Origin of the sequence: Tateyamaria omphalii, from assembly GCF_001969365.1 — a bacterium.
Taxonomy (GTDB): domain Bacteria; phylum Pseudomonadota; class Alphaproteobacteria; order Rhodobacterales; family Rhodobacteraceae; genus Tateyamaria; species Tateyamaria omphalii_A.
This window is the reverse complement of sequence record NZ_CP019312.1, coordinates 3,810,295-3,828,374: the sequence shown is the minus strand read 5'-3', so window position 1 is coordinate 3,828,374 and position 18,080 is coordinate 3,810,295. Positions and strand designations below refer to the sequence as shown.

The 18,080-nt window shown below is 63.9% G+C and carries 17 protein-coding genes; 8 read left to right on the top strand and 9 right to left on the bottom strand.

Going from position 1 to position 18,080, the window contains the following annotated elements:
• Window positions 1-55 precede the first annotated feature (55 nt).
• Entirely contained in the window at window positions 56-1,306 is a 1,251-nt protein-coding gene (locus BWR18_RS19125) for a Zn-dependent hydrolase (RefSeq protein ID WP_076629987.1), read from the bottom strand.
• A gap of 156 nt (window positions 1,307-1,462) precedes the next feature.
• Here BWR18_RS19125 and BWR18_RS19120 point away from each other — a divergent pair, with 156 nt between their 5' ends.
• Both BWR18_RS19120 and BWR18_RS19115 read left to right on the top strand, forming a co-directional pair.
• Window positions 1,463-2,086: a TetR family transcriptional regulator C-terminal domain-containing protein gene (locus tag BWR18_RS19120; RefSeq protein ID WP_076629986.1), complete on the top strand. Its 624-nt coding sequence runs from the start codon at window positions 1,463-1,465 to the stop codon at window positions 2,084-2,086.
• A gap of 107 nt (window positions 2,087-2,193) precedes the next feature.
• Window positions 2,194-2,700 carry a hypothetical protein gene (locus BWR18_RS19115; protein ID WP_076629985.1) on the top strand — a complete coding sequence of 169 codons (507 nt, stop codon included), beginning with the start codon at window positions 2,194-2,196 and terminating at the stop codon, window positions 2,698-2,700.
• 3 nt (window positions 2,701-2,703) lie between these two features.
• On the opposite strand, the gene preA is transcribed toward BWR18_RS19115, so the two are convergent.
• Both preA and BWR18_RS19105 read right to left on the bottom strand, forming a co-directional pair.
• Window positions 2,704-4,008: an NAD-dependent dihydropyrimidine dehydrogenase subunit PreA gene (gene preA / locus BWR18_RS19110; protein WP_076629984.1), complete on the bottom strand. Its 1,305-nt coding sequence runs from the start codon at window positions 4,006-4,008 to the stop codon at window positions 2,704-2,706.
• A gap of 16 nt (window positions 4,009-4,024) precedes the next feature.
• Window positions 4,025-5,347, bottom strand: a complete 1,323-nt coding sequence (locus BWR18_RS19105; RefSeq protein ID WP_076629983.1) for an NAD(P)-dependent oxidoreductase — start codon at window positions 5,345-5,347, stop codon at window positions 4,025-4,027.
• A 291-nt stretch (window positions 5,348-5,638) separates the two neighbouring features.
• On the opposite strand from BWR18_RS19105, the gene BWR18_RS19100 reads away from it, so the two are divergent.
• Window positions 5,639-5,845, top strand: a complete 207-nt coding sequence (locus tag BWR18_RS19100) for a cold-shock protein (RefSeq protein WP_039685727.1) — start codon at window positions 5,639-5,641, stop codon at window positions 5,843-5,845.
• Window positions 5,846-6,097: 252 nt separating this feature from the next.
• On the opposite strand, the gene BWR18_RS19095 is transcribed toward BWR18_RS19100, so the two are convergent.
• Window positions 6,098-6,712 (bottom strand): SOS response-associated peptidase, encoded by a 615-nt coding sequence (locus tag BWR18_RS19095; protein WP_076629982.1) that lies wholly within the window; start codon window positions 6,710-6,712, stop codon window positions 6,098-6,100.
• 1 nt (window position 6,713) lies between these two features.
• On the bottom strand, window positions 6,714-7,304 hold the full coding sequence (locus tag BWR18_RS19090) for an arylesterase (protein WP_254684904.1): 591 nt from the start codon (window positions 7,302-7,304) through the stop codon (window positions 6,714-6,716).
• A 96-nt stretch (window positions 7,305-7,400) separates the two neighbouring features.
• On the opposite strand from BWR18_RS19090, the gene BWR18_RS19085 reads away from it, so the two are divergent.
• The 4 genes from BWR18_RS19085 to BWR18_RS19070 all read left to right on the top strand — a co-directional run bounded on the left by BWR18_RS19085 (window position 7,401) and on the right by BWR18_RS19070 (window position 12,091).
• On the top strand, window positions 7,401-8,093 hold the full coding sequence (locus BWR18_RS19085) for an ABC transporter ATP-binding protein (protein WP_076629980.1): 693 nt from the start codon (window positions 7,401-7,403) through the stop codon (window positions 8,091-8,093).
• Window positions 8,090-10,618, top strand: coding sequence for an ABC transporter permease (locus BWR18_RS19080; RefSeq protein WP_076629979.1), 2,529 nt, complete (start codon window positions 8,090-8,092; stop codon window positions 10,616-10,618). Before BWR18_RS19085 ends, BWR18_RS19080 begins: the two co-directional genes overlap by 4 nt.
• A 67-nt stretch (window positions 10,619-10,685) precedes the next feature.
• Complete coding sequence (locus tag BWR18_RS19075) at window positions 10,686-11,555, top strand: inositol monophosphatase family protein (protein WP_076629978.1); 870 nt, start codon at window positions 10,686-10,688, stop codon at window positions 11,553-11,555.
• Window positions 11,552-12,091 (top strand): gamma-glutamylcyclotransferase family protein, encoded by a 540-nt coding sequence (locus BWR18_RS19070; RefSeq protein ID WP_076629977.1) that lies wholly within the window; start codon window positions 11,552-11,554, stop codon window positions 12,089-12,091. Before BWR18_RS19075 ends, BWR18_RS19070 begins: the two co-directional genes overlap by 4 nt.
• Here the strand turns inward: BWR18_RS19070 and BWR18_RS19065 are convergent.
• The 3 genes from BWR18_RS19065 to BWR18_RS19055 form a co-directional block, all read right to left on the bottom strand.
• The gene (locus BWR18_RS19065) at window positions 12,071-13,462 is read right to left on the bottom strand and encodes an MATE family efflux transporter (protein ID WP_076630429.1); all 1,392 of its coding nucleotides are present in this window, start codon (window positions 13,460-13,462) and stop codon (window positions 12,071-12,073) included. The genes BWR18_RS19070 and BWR18_RS19065 overlap by 21 nt on opposite strands.
• Window positions 13,463-13,534: 72 nt before the next feature.
• On the bottom strand, window positions 13,535-14,860 hold the full coding sequence (gene gltX, locus BWR18_RS19060; RefSeq protein WP_076629976.1) for a glutamate--tRNA ligase: 1,326 nt from the start codon (window positions 14,858-14,860) through the stop codon (window positions 13,535-13,537).
• 53 nt (window positions 14,861-14,913) lie between these two features.
• Window positions 14,914-15,345, bottom strand: a complete 432-nt coding sequence (locus tag BWR18_RS19055) for a DUF1801 domain-containing protein (protein ID WP_076629975.1) — start codon at window positions 15,343-15,345, stop codon at window positions 14,914-14,916.
• A 99-nt stretch (window positions 15,346-15,444) separates the two neighbouring features.
• Between BWR18_RS19055 and BWR18_RS19050 the strand changes: the two genes are divergently transcribed.
• Window positions 15,445-16,374, top strand: a complete 930-nt coding sequence (locus tag BWR18_RS19050) for an MBL fold metallo-hydrolase (RefSeq protein ID WP_076629974.1) — start codon at window positions 15,445-15,447, stop codon at window positions 16,372-16,374.
• 29 nt (window positions 16,375-16,403) lie between these two features.
• On the opposite strand, the gene BWR18_RS19045 is transcribed toward BWR18_RS19050, so the two are convergent.
• Window positions 16,404-18,062 (bottom strand): NAD+ synthase, encoded by a 1,659-nt coding sequence (locus BWR18_RS19045; RefSeq protein WP_076629973.1) that lies wholly within the window; start codon window positions 18,060-18,062, stop codon window positions 16,404-16,406.
• Between the last annotated feature and the right edge of the window lie 18 nt (window positions 18,063-18,080).

Here is an 18,080-nt window from a genome sequence, read left to right as displayed (position 1 = left end):
GCGCCGGAATTTTGCAAAAATTCCGGTCCGTTTTCCGTGTCGGAAAACGGCCACGTCACGCCACGATCTCCGCCGTTTCCACAACTGCGTGCATCAGCACATCCGTTCCCGCAGACGCCCATTCCTTCGATATCTCCTCGGCCTCGTTGTGGCTCAGCCCATCGACGCAGGGGCACATCACCATCGCCGTCGGCGCGACCTGGTTGATCCAGCACGCGTCGTGCCCCGCGCCCGAGATAATGTCCTGGTGGCTATACCCCAACCGCTCAGCCGCCGACCGCACCGCGGTCACACAGCCTTCGTCAAAGGCAACCGGATCAAACCCGCCCACCTTCTCAAAGGAAATGGTCAGCCCCATCTCATCCACGATCTTCTGGCCTTCGGTGCGCAAACGCGCCTCCATATCCTCGATCACGCTCAGGTCAGGCGAGCGGAAATCGACGGTGAACACCACCTTGCCCGGGATCACGTTGCGCGAGTTCGGATAGACGTCGATATGCCCCGCAGCCCCCACTGCATGGGGCGCGTGGCTCCAAGCGATCTCGTCCACCTTCTCCAGCATCCGTGCCATGCCAAGGCCTGTGTTCTTGCGCATCGGCATGGGGGTGGAGCCGGTGTGGCTGTCTTTCCCTTTAATGGTGACCTGCGTCCAGGACAGGCCCTGCCCGTGGGTGACGACGCCAATGTCCTTGCCCTCAGCCTCCAGGATCGGACCCTGTTCGATATGCAACTCGAAAAAGGCGTGCATTTTCCGCGCGCCCACCTCTTCGTCCCCCCGCCAACCGATGCGCTTCAGCTCATCGCCGAATTTTTTGCCCTCGGCATCCAGCCGATCATAGGCCCAATCCTGCGTGTGAATGCCGGCAAACACGCCCGACGACAGCATGGCGGGCGCATAGCGCGTGCCTTCTTCATTTGTGAAATTGGTCACCACGATCGGATGCTTTGTCTTCACGTCCAGATCATTCAGGGTCCGGATGATCTCCAGCCCGCCAAGCACCCCAAGAACGCCATCATACTTACCGCCCGTAGGCTGGGTATCTAGGTGCGAGCCGACATAGACCGGCAACGCATCCGGGTCCGCACCGGCACGCATCGCAAACATATTACCCATCTGGTCGAGGCCCATGGAGCAACCCGCGGCCTCGCACCAGCTTTGAAAAAGGGCACGCCCCTCGGCATCCTCGTCTGTTAAAGTCTGGCGGTTGTTACCACCCGCCACGCCGGGGCCGATCTTCGCCATCTCCATCAGGCTGTCCCACAGCCGATCACCGTTGATCCGAAGGTTTTCGCCCGGTGCCGCCATGTGATGTCCCCTTCTGCCGATGGCCCTGAACTTTTTGACCAATTGGTAAAGCCACGATTGCCAGCGCACGCTTTTCTGTCAAGAACTGCTTTGAACAGAATTGCCCAAGCGCCGCGCATCTGCCTAGACTTGCAGCACATCACAGAGGACACGCCAATGCCCGACGGCGCCGAGAAGAAACCCAGCCGCATCCAGCAGCGCAATCGCAGCCTGATCCTCGATGCCGCGCTCGACGTGTTTTCCGCCCATGGCTACCGCGGCGCCACCCTCGACCAGATCGCCGAAGCGGCGGGCCTGTCCAAGCCCAATATCCTCTACTACTTTTCCGGCAAGGAAGAGATCCACGTTACCCTGCTCAACCAGCTGATGGAGACCTGGCTCGACCCGCTCGTCGCGATGGACGCAGCGGGCGATCCGCTCAGCGAGCTTTTGGCCTACGTGCAACGCAAGCTCGACATGGCGCGCGAATTGCCTCGCGAAAGCCGCCTCTTTGCGGGCGAGATCATCCAGGGCGCACCGCGCATGCTGCCCCATCTCGAAGCGGACCTGAAACCGCTCTTTGACGAAAAATGCGCCGTGATCCAGGACTGGGTCGATGCGGGCAAGCTGGCGCCTGTCGACCCCCGCCACCTGGTCTTTTCGATCTGGTCGACGACCCAGCACTACGCCGATTTTGCGGTGCAGATCGGTGTTCTGATGCGCACGGATGAGGCCGCTCCGGGCGCCGACGCCTTTCTGCGCGACCTTTTCACCAACCTGCTCACGCCCGCCACGCGGTAACCATTCGGTAACCTTCGTAACCGAGTTCCACCGCCAATTAACGCTCTGTTCATACTTCGCGCACCACAAACGGCGGCGGGTGAGGGCGCAAAGCCTATGAGTGGAACATGAGTATCATATCAATTTTCGGCGGCGGAGGAGGCAGCCCGCAGCCAGTACAACAGCCATCGAACCAACAACAAACCGAGGACAGCACGGACCAAACAAGCGCCGCGGCCAACGAAAGCCAGGACAGCGGGGCGGCAACCTCGGGCAATGCGGCGCAAACACAGGATACCACCGCACCGGCCCCTGCCACCGGCGCGGATCAATCAACATCGACCGCCGCCGCACCACCAAGCGACCCAAAGGCGGAAGCCGCGCGCGTCACCGCCATGAGCGAGGCAGGCGCCAGCACCAGTGCGCAAGCCGTGGTCGAAGCGGCCATCGCGGAAACGCCCGAACAGATCGAGGCGGACGCACGACGCATGGCAGAGGCGGCCCAACAGCAACAGCGGCTTGAAATGCTGATCGAGGCTGTCAACACGCCCGTGGAAAAGACGGCGCTGACCGCGGCAGCGGCAGAACCGGATGAGGTCGCAGCATCCGCTCAAGAGGACGGCACGCCGGTCTGATCCTTACTCGGCGGCCGTGGTCGCCGGGTTGTTCGGGTGGGTGGTCCAGTTGGCATAGTCCGGCTCGACCACCTTGCCCGTCCTGGGGTCGGTGGTGCCCGCTGCCATCTCCTCCATCGTGATGCAGTTTTCGACCGGGCACACGTTGACGCACAGGTTGCAGGCCACGCATTCCTCGTCGATCACCTCGAACACACGGGTATCGGACATCGAAATCGCCTGGTGCGAGGTGTCCTCGCACGCGGCAAAGCACCGCCCGCACGAAATGCACAGGTCCTGATTGATCTTGGCCTTGGCCACGTAGTTCAGGTTCAGGAACTGCCAGTCGGTGACATTGGGCACGGCGGCGCCCTTGAAGTCGTCGATGCTGGCGTGGCCCTTTTCGTCCATCCAGTCCGACAGACCACTGATCATCTCCTGCACGATCTTGAAGCCGTAGGTCATGGCGGCGGTGCACACCTGCACATTCCCGCAGCCCAGGGTGATGAACTCCGCCGCATCGCGCCACGTGGTGACGCCGCCGATGCCGGAGATAGGCAAGCCGCGGGTTTCCGGGTTGCGCGCAATCTCGGACACCATCGACATGGCGATGGGTTTGACCGCCGGACCGCAATAACCCCCATGCGATCCGCGCCCGTCAATCGACGGCTCCGGCGACATGGTGTCGAGGTTCACGGACGTGATCGAGTTGATCGTGTTGATCAGGCTGACGGCATCCGCGCCTCCGGCATGGGCCGCGGCGGCAGGCTTGCGAATGTCTGTGATGTTCGGCGTCAGCTTCACGATGACCGGCTTCGAATAGTATTGCTTGCACCAGCGGGTCACCATTTCGATGTATTCGGGCACCTGCCCCACAGCCGATCCCATGCCCCGCTCGCTCATCCCGTGCGGGCAGCCAAAGTTCAGCTCGATCCCGTCGGCGCCGGTGTCTTCGACCAGCGGCAGGATGGCTTTCCACGCCTCTTCCTCGCAGGGCACCATGATCGACACGATCATGGCGCGGTCGGGGTAATCGGCCTTCACGCGCTTGATCTCGTCAAGGTTGGTGTACAGGTCGCGGTCGGTGATCAACTCGATGTTGTTCAGACCCAACAGGCGCCGATCCGCCCCATAAATCGCGCCATAACGCGGGCCGTTCACGTTGACGACGGGCGGCCCTTCGGACCCCAGCGTCTTCCAGACGACACCGCCCCACCCGGCCTCGAATGCGCGGCGGACGTTGTATTCCTTGTCCGTCGGCGGGGCCGATGCGAGCCAAAACGGGTTGGGGGATTTGATCCCGACGAAGTCACTTTGAAGATTTGCCATCGTTCTCTCCCTCCGCTCAGCCCATCAGGCTTGCGTGAATATCCATGGCCGCATCCCGGCCCTCGGCCACAGCCGTCACAGTCAGGTCATCACCACCAGCCGCACAGTCCCCCCCGGCCCAGACACCGTCCATTGTCGTGCGCCCCGCACCCGTGACGGCGATCTTGCCACCCTCGAGATCGGGCAGCGCGTCACCGTCCAAAGTCTGGCCAATGGCACGCAGGATCTGATCCGCCGGAATGCGCACCGTCTCGCCCGTGCCGGTCATGTCGTCATTGAAGTATTCAAACTCGATCTCACGTACCGCGCCGTTTCCATGTATCGCACGCGGCACGGCATGGGTCATGATCCGCACACCCTTTGACGCGGCAAGGTCCTGTTCAAACACGCTTGCATTCATGCGGTCCCGCCCGCGGCGATAGGCGAGCGTTACATTCAGCGCGCCCAGCAGCTTGGATTGCACAGCTGCATCAACGGCGGTCATGCCACCACCGATCACCACGACATCGCGGCCCACCGGCAAGTCGCCCATGTCAGGCGCCTGCCGCAGATCAGCGATGAAATCGACGGCGTTCAAAACACCGTCCTTGTCGTTCCCCTCCAAAGCGAGCGCGTTTACCCCGCCCAGCCCCATACCCAGGAACACCGCGTCAAAGTCGCTTGCCAACTGATCAAGGGTCACATCAGCCCCCAGCGCCGTGCTGTGCTTGATCGTGATGCCACCGATTTGCAGCAGCCAGTCCACCTCGGCCTGCGCAAAGCCCTCGGGCGTCTTGTAGGCGGCAATGCCGTATTCATTCAGCCCACCGGGCTTTGGCCGCGCATCGTAGACGGTCACATCGTGCCCCAGCATCGCCAAACGGTGCGCACAGGACAGGCCCGCAGGCCCCGCACCAACCACGGCCACCGTCTTGCCGGTGGCATCCGCGCGGATGAACGGATGAATGCCCTTCTCCTGCAAATGGTCGGTGGCATAGCGCTGAAGCTGCCCGATCTTGACCGGCTTGCCCTCGGCCAACTCGCGCACACAGGCCTCTTCGCACAGCGTCTCTGTCGGACAAACACGGGCGCACATGCCGCCCATGATGTTCTGGCCCAAGATCGTCTTGGCCGCCGCATCCGGTGTGCCGGTCGCGATCTGGCGAATGAAGAGCGGAATGTCGATCTCCGTCGGACAGGCGGTAATGCAGGGGGCGTCATGACAGAAGTAACAGCGATCTGCCGCCACCAGCGCCTCATGTGGGTCCATGGCAGGATGCAGGTCCGAAAAGTTGTCAGCGTAGGCACCATCGTCGAGGCGACCCGCCGCAACACCGGGTGAGAAAGGAGATGGCTTCATGGCTACCCCGTTTGCAAGATGTGTTCCCGCAAAACGCTCTCACAGGTCCAAAATTTTATCAACTGGTAAAAAAGGAGTGGCCCGCCGTTTCCCAGCCCCTGCACAAAGAAGCGGCACTTTGCCGGTACGACGCAGCTCAGCCAGAAACCCTTGAAAAACAGCAAAGCGGTGCCATATCTCGCCTTGCTACATCATCTATCGACCCACTGCTCCTTTCGGCTCAGTCATTCGATCTTATGACGACGCCACAGCTGCCGCATGTCGCGGGCAGCCCCCAAAGGAGTAAGGACGATGGCAAACGGCACCGTCAAATGGTTCAACACCACAAAAGGCTACGGCTTTATTGCACCTGAATCGGGTGGCAAAGACGTATTCGTTCACATCTCGGCCGTAGAGCGTTCGGGCCTCACGGGCCTCGCCGACAACCAGAAGGTCACCTTCGACCTCGAAGCGGGCCGCGACGGTCGCGAAAGCGCGGTGAACATCGCACTGGCATAAACCAGCTACGACACGGGTTTTGCGGCGGGGCACTTGATTGTGCGCCGCCTTTTGTTTTTGACCCGGCCCTTACGGCTGCAAAGCCGTCTATCAGGCAAGAGGCGGGATTTTCTGAAGCAGAGAGGAGGGACGCGGCAGCGCTTAACTGACGAAGGCGTGCCCATTTCTTCTGGCTGAAAATACTTCGGGGAGTCGCGTCAGCGACGGGGCAGAGCCCCCAATAAACAATGGTGTCGCGCAGCGGCCTTTGGATCACGGGCCGTCCCAGTTCACACCGACCGCTTCCTCGATCTGCAACCGACCGACCGGCCAGGGGACCATCAGCGCCTTCACAGCATCGAGGTCTTCGCCCATCCAGGTATTGAGGTCCGCAGGTTCAAGCAGCACACCCATGCGGTGATGGATCGGCGCGACATCTGCATTCGGCTCACACGTGACCGCAGCCACTTGCGACACCTGCAAACCGCCCGGCGCAGTCCAGACATCCGTGATCGCCGCGAAATAGAGAAACCCGCCGCCCTTCGGCGCGATCCGCCACGCGGTTTTCTTGCGCTTCTCACCCGTCCATTCGTACCATCCGTTCACCGGGATCACCGCGCGCCCCACGCCGTCAAAGGCGGTCTTGTCGAACACCGTCTCGGACCGGGCGTTGATGATCTGCTCCATCACCGGACGGCCGCGGGCGTTGACGCGGCCCACCGGCACGATGCCCCAGCGCATACGGGTCAACGCTCCGTCGAAGACGATGATTTCCTGCCCCGGCGCAATGTTCTGCCGGGCGGGTTCGTTGCCGACTGTCCCCGCTGGAACACCCAGCGCGCCCGTCAGGTCCGACACCGGATCAGTCAGGAAAAACCGCCCAGGCATCTCACTCGACCTGCGCGATCAGGGCTTCGACACTGGGGCCAATCCCCTCGACAATCCGCGCCACACCTTCGGCATTGGGATGAATGCCGTCCGCCTGCATAAAGCCGCGCACCTCTGCCGGGTCTGTCCCAGCCCCACCAAGCCCCGCGAAAAAGCTGTCGAGGTAGAGCGTGCCATACGCCTCCGCAATCTCGGGATACATCGCGTCAAAGGCCTGCTTGTACTCTGGCCCGTAATTGCCGGGCGCCTGCATACCGACCACCAACACCTCCACCCCGGCATCGGTCGCGGCCTGCACGATACCTTCGAGGTTGGCGCGGCTCACCTCAGGTCCGATCCCGCGCAACAGGTCATTGCCCCCCAGCGTGACAATCATCGCATCCACCTCGGACGTCAGGGTCCAGCCCACGCGGCTCAGCCCGCCCTGGGTCGTATCGCCCGACACACCTGCATTGATGACATCCACCTCGTGTCCCGCCGCATCCAGCCAAGCCTCAAGCTGCGGCACGAAACCCTGCTCGATGGGCAACCCATAGCCTTGCGTCAGACTGTCGCCCAGCGCCGCAATCGTCACCGGTTCGGCCGCAGCCATGCCAGCGCACAGACTTATGACAATTGCACCTGTTACCTTGCCCATGCTGATCCGATCTCCATATCACCCCGTACACGACAATAAAGGCCGCCAACGATGTCCGATCCAGTCCTGTCCCTGAATAATGCGGCGCTCAGCCTGGATGGCAATGCCGGGCAGGTCGATATCCTGCACGGCATCACGCTTGAGATTGGCAAGGGCGAGACGGTAGGGCTGGTCGGCCCATCGGGGTCGGGCAAGTCCTCACTGCTCATGATCATGGGCGGGTTGGAACGGGCCACCGGCGGCACCGTGATGGCACTTGGCCAGGACCTCACGGCGATGAACGAAGACGCACTGGCCCGCTTTCGGCGCGATCACATGGGCGTCGTGTTCCAAAGTTTTCACCTGATCCCGACCATGACGGCCCTTGAGAACGTGGCGACACCGCTTGAACTGGCGGGCGCGCGTGACGCCTTTGATCGGGCAGAGGCGGAGCTTGAGGCCGTGGGCCTTGCCCATCGCAGCGGTCATTACCCCAGCCAGATGTCAGGCGGCGAACAGCAGCGCGTGGCGCTGGCCCGTGCGCTGGTCACACGGCCCGATATTCTGCTGGCGGATGAGCCCACCGGCAATCTGGACGGCGCCAACGGGCAGGCGATCATGGACCTGCTCTTTGCCCTGCGCGACCGGCACGGGGCCACGTTGGTGCTGGTCACCCACGCGCCCGATCTGGCGGCCCGCTGCGACAGGGTGATCCGCCTGGCCGACGGGCGGATCGAACCCCCGGTCAAGGCCGCCGCCGAATGACCCTTGCCACCTCTGCCCGCTTTGCCCGGCGTGAATTGCGCGGGGGCCTGCGCGGGTTCCGCATATTTCTGGCCTGCCTTGCGCTTGGCGTGGCTGCCATCGCCGCCGTCGGATCGGTCCGCGCGGCCATCGAGGCGGGGCTGCAGCGCGAGGGCGCGGCCCTGCTGGGCGGCGATGCCGAACTGGACTTCACCTACCGCTTCGCGACCGAGGACGAGCGCGCGTGGATGGACAGCGTGGCCACGAGCGTATCGGAAATCGCAGATTTCCGTTCCATGGCCGTGGTCGAACGCGAGGGCGAGACAGAGCGCGGCCTGACACAGATCAAGGCTGTCGACGGCGCCTATCCCCTGATCGGGGCCGTCGAGTTGGACCCTGCCATGTCCTTGCCCGACGCGTTGGCGGGCGCCGACGGCCTGCCCGGCGCGGTGATGGAACGCGCGCTGATTGACCGGCTCGGGCTGGCCACCGGCGATACGTTCCGCCTTGGCACGCAGGACTTCGTGCTGATGGCGACGCTCGCCCGCGAACCCGACAGTGCCGCAGGCGGCTTCGCCCTCGGCCCGCGCACCATCGTGCTGCGCACCGCGCTTGAGAACGCGCAGCTTCTGGCGCCGGGTACCCTGTTCAATTCGAAATACCGGCTCGACCTGCCCGACGGCACCGACCTTGCCGCGCTCGAGGGACAGGCGCGCAACCAATTCGAAGCAACGGGCATGCGCTGGACCGACGCGCGCAACGGCGCGCCGGGCGTATCCGAGTTCGTGGACCGACTGGGCGCGTTTCTCGTGCTGGTGGGCCTGTCGGGCCTCGCCGTGGGTGGCGTCGGTGTGTCAGCAGCCGTGCGCGCATATCTTGCAGGCAAGACATCCGTGATCGCTACCCTCCGCACTCTGGGGGCCGAGCGCAGCACGATCTTCCAGACCTATTTCATCCAGATCGGCGCCCTGTCATTGCTGGGCATCGCCATCGGACTGCTACTTGGGGCGTTCGTCCCCCTGCTCCTCGCCCCGATCATCGAAGCACGTTTGCCGATCCCGGCCAGTTTCACCCTGTTCCCCGCCCCATTGATCGAGGCGGCGATTTACGGCCTGCTGACCGCCTTTGTGTTCACCCTCTGGCCGCTTGCCCGGGCCGAGGATGTGCGCGCAGCGACCTTGTTCCGCGATGCACTGGACAAGGCGCGTCTCTTGCCACGCGCGGGCTACCTCATCTGGATCGGCGCGGGCCTTGCCGCGCTGATCGGGCTGGCGGGCCTCTTTTCAGGCACATGGTGGCTGACACTCTGGACATCGGGGGGCATCGCCTTTGCCCTCGGCCTACTGGCGCTTGCCGCCGTCCTGATCCGCTGGCTGTCGAAACGCGCGGCCCCACGGGCCAAGGGGCGGCCCGCCCTCCGCTGGGCGCTTGGCGCCATTTCCGGCACGCGCGAAGGGGCAGCGTCTGTGGTCTTGTCCCTCGGCCTGGGCTTGTCGGTGCTGGCCGCCGTGGGCCAGATCGACGGCAACCTGCGCAACGCCATCACCGGCAATCTGCCCGACATCGCGCCCAGCTATTTCTTCGTCGACATCCAGCGCGACCAGATGCCCGGCTATACCGAGCGGCTGGAAAGTGACCCGGCTGTCAGCCGCATCGACAGCGCGCCCATGCTGCGGGGCATCATCACCCAGATCAACGGCCAGCGGGCGGCAGACGTCGCAGGCGATCACTGGGTCCTGTCCGGCGACCGCGGCATCACCTATTCCGAAACGCCCACCGAAAACACGCGCATCACCGCAGGAGACTGGTGGCCCGCAGACTACACAGGCGATCCGCAAATCAGCTTCGCCGCGGAAGAGGCCGAGGAAATGGGCCTGTCCCTCGGCGACAGCATGACCATCAACATCCTGGGCCGCGACATCACCGGCACGATCACATCGTTCCGCGAGGTCGACTTTTCCACCGCCGGCATCGGCTTCATCCTGTCCATGAACCCCTCCGCCCTGCAAGGCGCACCGCACACGTTCATCTCGACCGTCTATGCCACCGACGGGGCAGAAACCCAGATCCTGCGCGACATCGCCAACGCCTATCCCAACGTGACGGCCATCCGCGTGCGCGACGCCATCGACCGGGTGAGCGAGGTGCTCTCCGGCCTCGCCGCCGCCACATCCTACGGGGCAGGCGCAACGCTCCTGACCGGGTTCCTCGTCCTGATCGGGGCCGCTGCGGCGGGCACCCAAGCCCGCACATACGAGGCGGCGGTCCTGAAAACCCTGGGCGCAACGCGCCAGCGCATCCTGATCAGCTTCGCCACCCGCGCGGCCCTTCTGGGCCTTGGCGCTGGCGCCGTCGCGCTCGCGGCGGGCATCGCAGGCGGTTGGGCGGTCAGCTATTACATCATGGACACCGACTTTACCGTCATCTGGCCCTCGGCGCTCGCCATCGTGATCGGCGGCGTGACGGCCACGCTTCTGGCCGGGCTGGCCTTTGCCTGGGGGCCATTGGCCGCACGCCCCGCCCAGGTACTGCGGGGGCGCGAATAAGGTACGTTGCGGCAGTGCAGCAAGACATGGCACACCGGCGGCGATCCATGGAATCAAGGACCATTTTATGACCGACCAATTGCCCATGCCCGTCACCGCCCCGCTGACACAGGCGCAAAAGACACAGATCATCAACCTGATCCGCCGCGCCGCAAAGGCCGAGATCATGCCCCGCTTCCGCCGCCTCGACGCAGGCGAGATCGACACCAAACGGGACGAAACGGATCTGGTCACCCAAGCCGACACCGCAGCCGAAGCCATGATCACCCGCGGCCTGCAAATGGCCTTCCCCCACGCGCTCGTCATCGGGGAAGAGGCAGTGTCGGCCAACCCCAAACTGCTGGACGGCGTGGCTGAGGCTGAGCTGTCCTTTATCATCGACCCGGTCGATGGCACCTGGAACTTTGCAAAGAACATGCCGCTCTTCGGCACCATGGTCTCGGTCTGCCGCTTTGGCGTGCCGGTCTTTGGCCTGATCTACGATCCCGTCGGCAACGACCTGATCATGGCCGACAACACCTCACCCGCCCAATGGCTGACACAGACCGGGCGGATCCGACCCATCCACACCGCCAACACGAAACCGCTGAACCAGCTTGCGGGCTACGCCCATATCCGGCTGATGACACCGGCGGACCAAGCGCTGATGTGGACCAAGGTGGGCGCGCTGGCCTTCATCGGCAGCCTGCGCTGTTCGGCCCACGAATACCGGCTTGCGGCCACCGGCGCGGTGGACTTCGTGCTATCCAGCACGCTCAACAGCTGGGACCACGCCGCAGGTGTCCTGATCTGCCAGCAGGCAGGCGGCAAGGCCGCGATGCTCGACGGCTCGGACTACAACGCGTCGATCAAGGAAGGCTACCTGCTCACCGCCTCCTCACCAGACGTCTGGGACACGCTTGCGGCGCATTTTGCCGACCTGATGTCCGACGCATGACGCCCTGGTTCTTTGGCTACGGCAGCCTTGTCAACCGTGCCACACACGCCTACCCGCAGGCGCAAGCGGCCACGCTCAACGGCTGGCGGCGTGCCTGGGTGCGCACGGACCGGCGCAACGTGGTGTTCCTGTCGGTGCAAGAGGCACCGGGGCACAGTATCGACGGCCTGATCGCCTCCGTCCCGCAGGCAGACTGGGCGGCACTCGACCTGCGCGAAACCGGATACACCCGGATCAATGCCACCCACGCGGTCGCACATGAGGCCAACGCCAGCGACATCGCCGTCTACCAAGTGCCGCCGGATGCAAAGCGACCGGCCGGCGATCACCGCATCCTGCTCAGCTATCTCGACGTGGTGGTACAAGGGTTTGTGCGCGAATTCGGACAGGCGGGGGCCGAACATTTCTTTGCCACGACCGACGGCTGGGACACAGCCATTCAGGACGACCGCGGCGCGCCGCTCTACCCGCGTGCGCAAACCCTGACGCCACAGGAACAGGCGCTGACCGACCGCCTACTTGCGCAGGTTCAATAGGGACAAGAGCCGCCCCTCGCGCGCAAAGCTGTCGCGCGTCACGTTTCCGCCCTCAGCTGCGATCACGCGTCGGGCCAGCACCCACGCGGCGGCCCCAAAGACAACGGCCGACACCGCCTGCCCGATCAGCACACCTTCGGCTCCGTAAAGCTGTCCGCCGACCCATACCAACGGGATCATGGCAACTGTGTTGCGCCCCCAATTCATCCATGTGGAATAGAACGGGTGGCCCAGATTGTTGAACGCCGCATTGGCCACAAACAGCACGCCGTTGAAAAAGAACAAAAGCGCCAAGGGACCGCAGAACAGGAACACCAGATCACGGGTCACGCCGCGCGCATCAAACAGGTCCGCAACGGGACCGCGCAGCACGAACAAAACCGCCGCAATGACAAAGATCACCGACCCGGCAAAGATCAGCGCCGCATTGAACCCGGCCCGCACCCGGTCATGCCGCCCCGCGCCAAAATTCTGGCCCAGGATCGGACCAACGGCGCCGGACAGGGCAAAGATCACGGCAAAGGACACCGGCATCAAACGGCCCACGATGGCCATGCCCGCCACGGCCTCAAGCCCGTATTGCGCCATGGACCGGGTGACGATGGCCTGGCCCACGGGCGTGGCCAACTGCGTCAGGATCGCGGGAAAGCCAATGGTCACAAGCGGGCGCAGATCGCGCAGCATCCCCACGACCTCGGGACGCGGAAGACCCCCATGATGCCGCAGGATCGGCAGAATGGCCGCTGTCGCAATCGCCACCCGCGCCGCGACCGACGCCAGCGCCGCCCCGGTTAAGTCGAGCCCCAGACCAAAGATCAGTATGGGGTCCAAAACGGCATTCACGCCCCCGCCCCAAATCGTCGCCATCATCGCCCGGCGCGCATCGCCATGGGCACGCAGAATGCCGCTGCCCATCATGCCCACGACCAGAAAGGGCAGCGACGGGATGATAATGGCAAGATAGCCCTCGGCCAGCGCCGCCGTCTCGCCTTCCGCACCAATCCAACGGACAAAGGTTGGAATATTCCACCACACGAACGCCGAAAACAGCACACCAAAACCAACGCCATAGGCAAGTCCATGCGAACTGCGCAGCCGCGCCCGCTCCACGTTGCCTGCGCCCAGATCGCGCGCCACCAGAGCGCCCACGGCAATCGCCATGCCGATGGAAAAGGACGTGGTGAAAAACAGGATCGCGCCCGCGTAGCCCACGGCGGCGGCCAACTCGGCCTTGCCCAGCATGGAAATGAAAACCATGTCGATAAAATCGACAAGGAATACGGCCATCAACCCGACGGTCGAGGTCAGCGACATCACCGTCACATGGCGCAGAAGCGACCCTGACAGGAACTTCGCCTGCCCCTCAGCCACCATGTGCCCATTTCACTTGGCCCGTAAAACTCCCCCCGGAGGGCCGCTGTCCAAAAGCGCCCCCCGCCAGGATCATGCGCGGGCCTTCACAACCTGCAACAGCGGCATCAGCGACGCCATGTCCGGCCCGTGCCGCTGCCCGGTCAGGGCCAGGCGCAAGGGCATGAACAACCCACGCCCCTTGCGGCCGGTCGCGGCCTTCACGGCGCCGGTCCAGGCACCCCACGTCTCCGCACTGAACGGCGCCTCGGGCAACATCGCCATGGCCTCGGCGACAAACTCCGCGTCGTCCTCCTCGATCACAGGCTCGGCACCGTCACGGCACAGCGCCCACCACGTGGCGATATCCCCACGCGTCGCGATGTTTTCGCGGATCACCGACCAGAACGCCTCGCGCTGATCCGCAGGCACACCCGCCGCGTCCAGTTCATCCGCCACCGCCTCGACCGGCAGTGCCTGCAGATACCGCGCTGTGAGCGGATCAATATCCGCCACATCGAACTTGGTCGGCGTGGTGCCAAACCGGCCAACCTCAAACCCGTCGATCAGCCCCTCCATGTCCATCCGCAATTCCACAGGATCCGATGAGCCCAACCGGGCAAGCAGGCTCAGAACCGCCATCGGCTCAACGCCATTTGCGCGCAGATCGCGCAAGGCCAGTGTGCCCAACCGCTTCGACAGTGCCTCACCCTGCGGCCCCGTCAGCAGCGAATGGTGGGCAAAGCGCGGCACCGACCCGCCCAGCGCCTCGATAATCTGGATCTGGGTCGCCGTGTTGGTCACGTGATCGGACCCGCGCACCACATCCGTCACGCCCATTTCGGTGTCATCGACGACAGACGCCAGGGTGTACAAAAACTGCCCATCGCCCCGGATCAGCACCGGGTCGCTGACGCTCGCCGCATCAATGCTCACATCGCCAATGATGCCATCGGCCCATTCGATGCGGTCGTGATCCAGCTTGAATCGCCATACCCCCTGCCCGCGCTCGGCCCGCAGCGCGGCCTTCTCCTCATCACTCAAATCCAGCGCCGCCCGGTCGTAAACCGGCGGCTTGCCCATGTTCAGCTGCTTCTTGCGCTTCAGGTCCAGCTCGGTCGGTGTCTCGAACGCCTCGTAAAACCGGCCAATGCCGCGCAAGTGATCCGCAGCCGCCACATACCGGTCCAGCCGCTCCGACTGCCGTTCGACCCGGTCCCAATGCAGGCCCAGCCAGTCCAAATCCTGCTTGATGGCATCAACGTATTCGTCCTTCGACCGCTCGGGGTCGGTGTCGTCGATGCGCAGGATAAACGTCCCGCCCGCCTTGCGGGCGATCAGGTAGTTCATCAGGGCCGTGCGCAGGTTGCCGATATGCAGGTATCCGGTGGGCGACGGGGCAAAACGGGTGGTGGTCATGGGTGTCTCCGAACGTTGCGCCTGCCTTGTCACAGGGACCGCAACTTGTCCAGTTATGCGCGGTCCCGCACGGGCCAGTGCGTCGCCAGATCGCGCAGACCGGCAGCGATAACCTCACCCAGAACGGCCAGGTCCACCCGCGCAAGCCGCGTGATGTACAGACAGGACTTGCCCTTCGCATGCGGCCCAAGCCGGTCGAGAAGAGGTCCGAAATCCGCATAACCCGGCATGATGTAGATGCTCAGCCTGGCCTTGCGCGGGGCAAACCCGGTGGCCAGCCACGTCCCCGTCCGCCCAGACGCATAGGTGTAATCATAGGCCCCATAGCCCACGATGCCGCCGGTCCAGACCTGCGGAGCAAACCCCGACACGTCGCGAAAAAGCGCATCCAGCGCCCGGGCTTCATCCCGACGCGCGTTTGGCTCCACCCCGTTCACCCAATCGGAAAACGGCGTCTCCACCACTTTGGTTTTCAAATCCGCCATCGACCTCTCGCAAAAATGAACACCCACCTTCGCACCTGGTCACGTGACTATGACGCAGGCGCCCTATGTATCAACTGTCTGACAGGAAGGATAACACCCATGTCCACACCCCCCAAATTCAACCGCCGTACGGCCCTGATGAGCGCCGCCGCCCTGCCCCTGGCGGCCGCCACAGCCACGCAAAGCCGGGCCGCCGCCCCCATGCTCGGCGTGGCCCAAGCGCCCTACCGCCGGGTCAAGGTCGGCAGCTTCGAGGTCACGACCCTGCTCGCCGGCACCCGCTCGGTCGAAGGGCCGCACAGCATCTTCGGCCTGAACGTGGATGCCGATACGTTCAACGCGGTCTCGGCGGACGCGGGCCTGTCCACGGACGCGGCGCAATTCTTCTTCACGCCCACACTAGTGAACAACGGCTCCGAACTGGTGCTCTTCGACACCGGCCTTTCGGGCGCAGGCACCGTGGCCGCGATCGAAGCGGCGGGGTATACCGCGGACCAGGTGGACAAGGTGGTGATCACGCACATGCACGGCGACCACATCGGCGGCCTTTCCACCGACGGCACACCCACGTTCGCCAATGCCGCCTATGTCACCGGTGCGGCCGAATTCGACGCATGGTCCGGCACCGACAACGAGAACTTCGACGGCAAGGTGGCGCCTCTCGCCGAACAGATGACCATGCTCGACGACGGCGGCTCACCCGCCTCCGGCATCACGGCCATGGCCGCCTTTGGGCACACACCAGGGCACATGGTCTATATGGTCGAAGATGGCGGCACCCAACTGGTGATCGGCGCGGACTTTGCCAACCACTACGTCTGGTCCCTCGCCCACCCCGATTGGGAGGTCCGCTTCGACATGGACAAGGAAGCCGCCGCCGCAACGCGCAAGCAACTGCTCGACATGATGGCGACGGACCGCACGGCCTTCATCGGCTACCACATGCCCTGGCCTGGCATCGGCTACGTCGTCCAGAACGGCGAAGGCGGCTACCGCTATGAGGCGCACAGCTACCAACTGATGCTGTAAAAAGACGGGCGGGGGTCACCCCGCCCCCCTCAGCTTGGATCGCGCCAGCGGTTCACAATCGGATAACGGCGGTCCAGCCAAAACGCACGCCGGGACAGTCGCGCACCGGGCGCTGATTGAAAGCGCTTGTACTCGCTCAGGTAAATCAACCGCTCCACCTTGCGCGCCACATCCGCATCGAACCCGGCTGCAACGCAGTCTGCAATCGACCCGTCCTGATCCACCAGAATGTCCAAAAGCGCATCCAGATCGGGATAATCGGGCAGGCTGTCGCTGTCCTTCTGATCCTCCCGCAACTCCGCACTCGGCGGCTTGGTGATGATCCGCTCCGGGATCACCTCGCCCGGCTGACCCATCATCCAATCGCGGTGATTGGCATTGCGCCAGCGGCAGGTCTCGAACACGCGGGTCTTGTACAGATCCTTGATCGGATTGTAGCCGCCTGCCATGTCGCCATAGATCGTGGCATAGCCGACGGCGACCTCGGACTTGTTGCCGGTGGTCAAGAGCATCTCGCCGAACTTGTTGGACAGCGCCATAAGCAAGAGGCCGCGAATGCGGCTCTGGATGTTCTCCTCGGTCAAACCCTCCTCCAGCCCCTCGAACAGGGGCGCAAGGGTCGATGCCACCGCCGCCCGCGTCTCGGCAATCGGCACGTAATCATAGTGACAGCCAAGGGCGGTGGCACAGGCTTCCGCATCTTCCAGCGAATGGGGCGAGGTGTATTCCGACGGCAGCATCACGCAACGCACGTTCTGCGGGCCCAGCGCATCCGCGGCAATGGTCGCCACCAGCGCGGAATCCACACCGCCCGACATCCCCAAGAGCACCTTCTTGAACCCGGCCTTACCACAATAGTCGCGCAGGGCAGTGACCATCACGCGGTAATCCTGCGCCCATTCATCCGGGTGGTGTACCTTCTCCCCTTCAACCACGCGCCAACCATCCGCCCCACGCTCCAGATCGACATGGGCCACAATCTCGTCAAAAACGGGCAGCTGCACGGCCAGCGCCCCACCGGGGTTCAACGCGAAACTGCCACCATCGAACACCTGGTCATCCTGACCGCCCACCATGTTCAGGTAAATCAGCGGCAAGCCAGTCTCGACCACACGGGCGACCATGTGGTTCAGCCGCGTCTCGTACTTGCCGCGATAATAGGGCGAGCCGTTGGGCACCAACAGGAACTCGGCCCCGGTCTCCTGCAAGGTCTCGGACACCTCCGGGTGCCACGCATCCTCGCAAATCGGGCTGCCGACGCGGGTGTTGCCCACGGAATAGGGGCCGCCCAAGGGACCGGCATCAAAGATGCGCACCTCGTCAAAAACGGTCTCGTTGGGCAGATTGTGCTTGAGCAACCGGCTGACGATCTTGCCACCGCGACAGATCAGATAGGCGTTGAACAGCTCCGCCCCTTCGGTCCACGGACAGCCGATGGCCAGGGTCGGCCCATCTGCGCACTCCTCCGCCAACGCCTCGACCGCGCGCATGGCGGCGGTGTGAAAGGCGGGCTTCATCACAAGGTCCTGCGCATTGTAGCCGGTGATGAACATCTCGGGCAGCGCCACCAGATCGGCACCCGCCGCGCGCCCCGCCTCCCAGGCGGCCTTCGCCTTGGCGGCATTGCCTGGAATATCGCCCACGATCGGGTTCAACTGGCCAAGGGTAATGCGAAATCTATCGGCCATGAGGTGGCTCCTTCAACG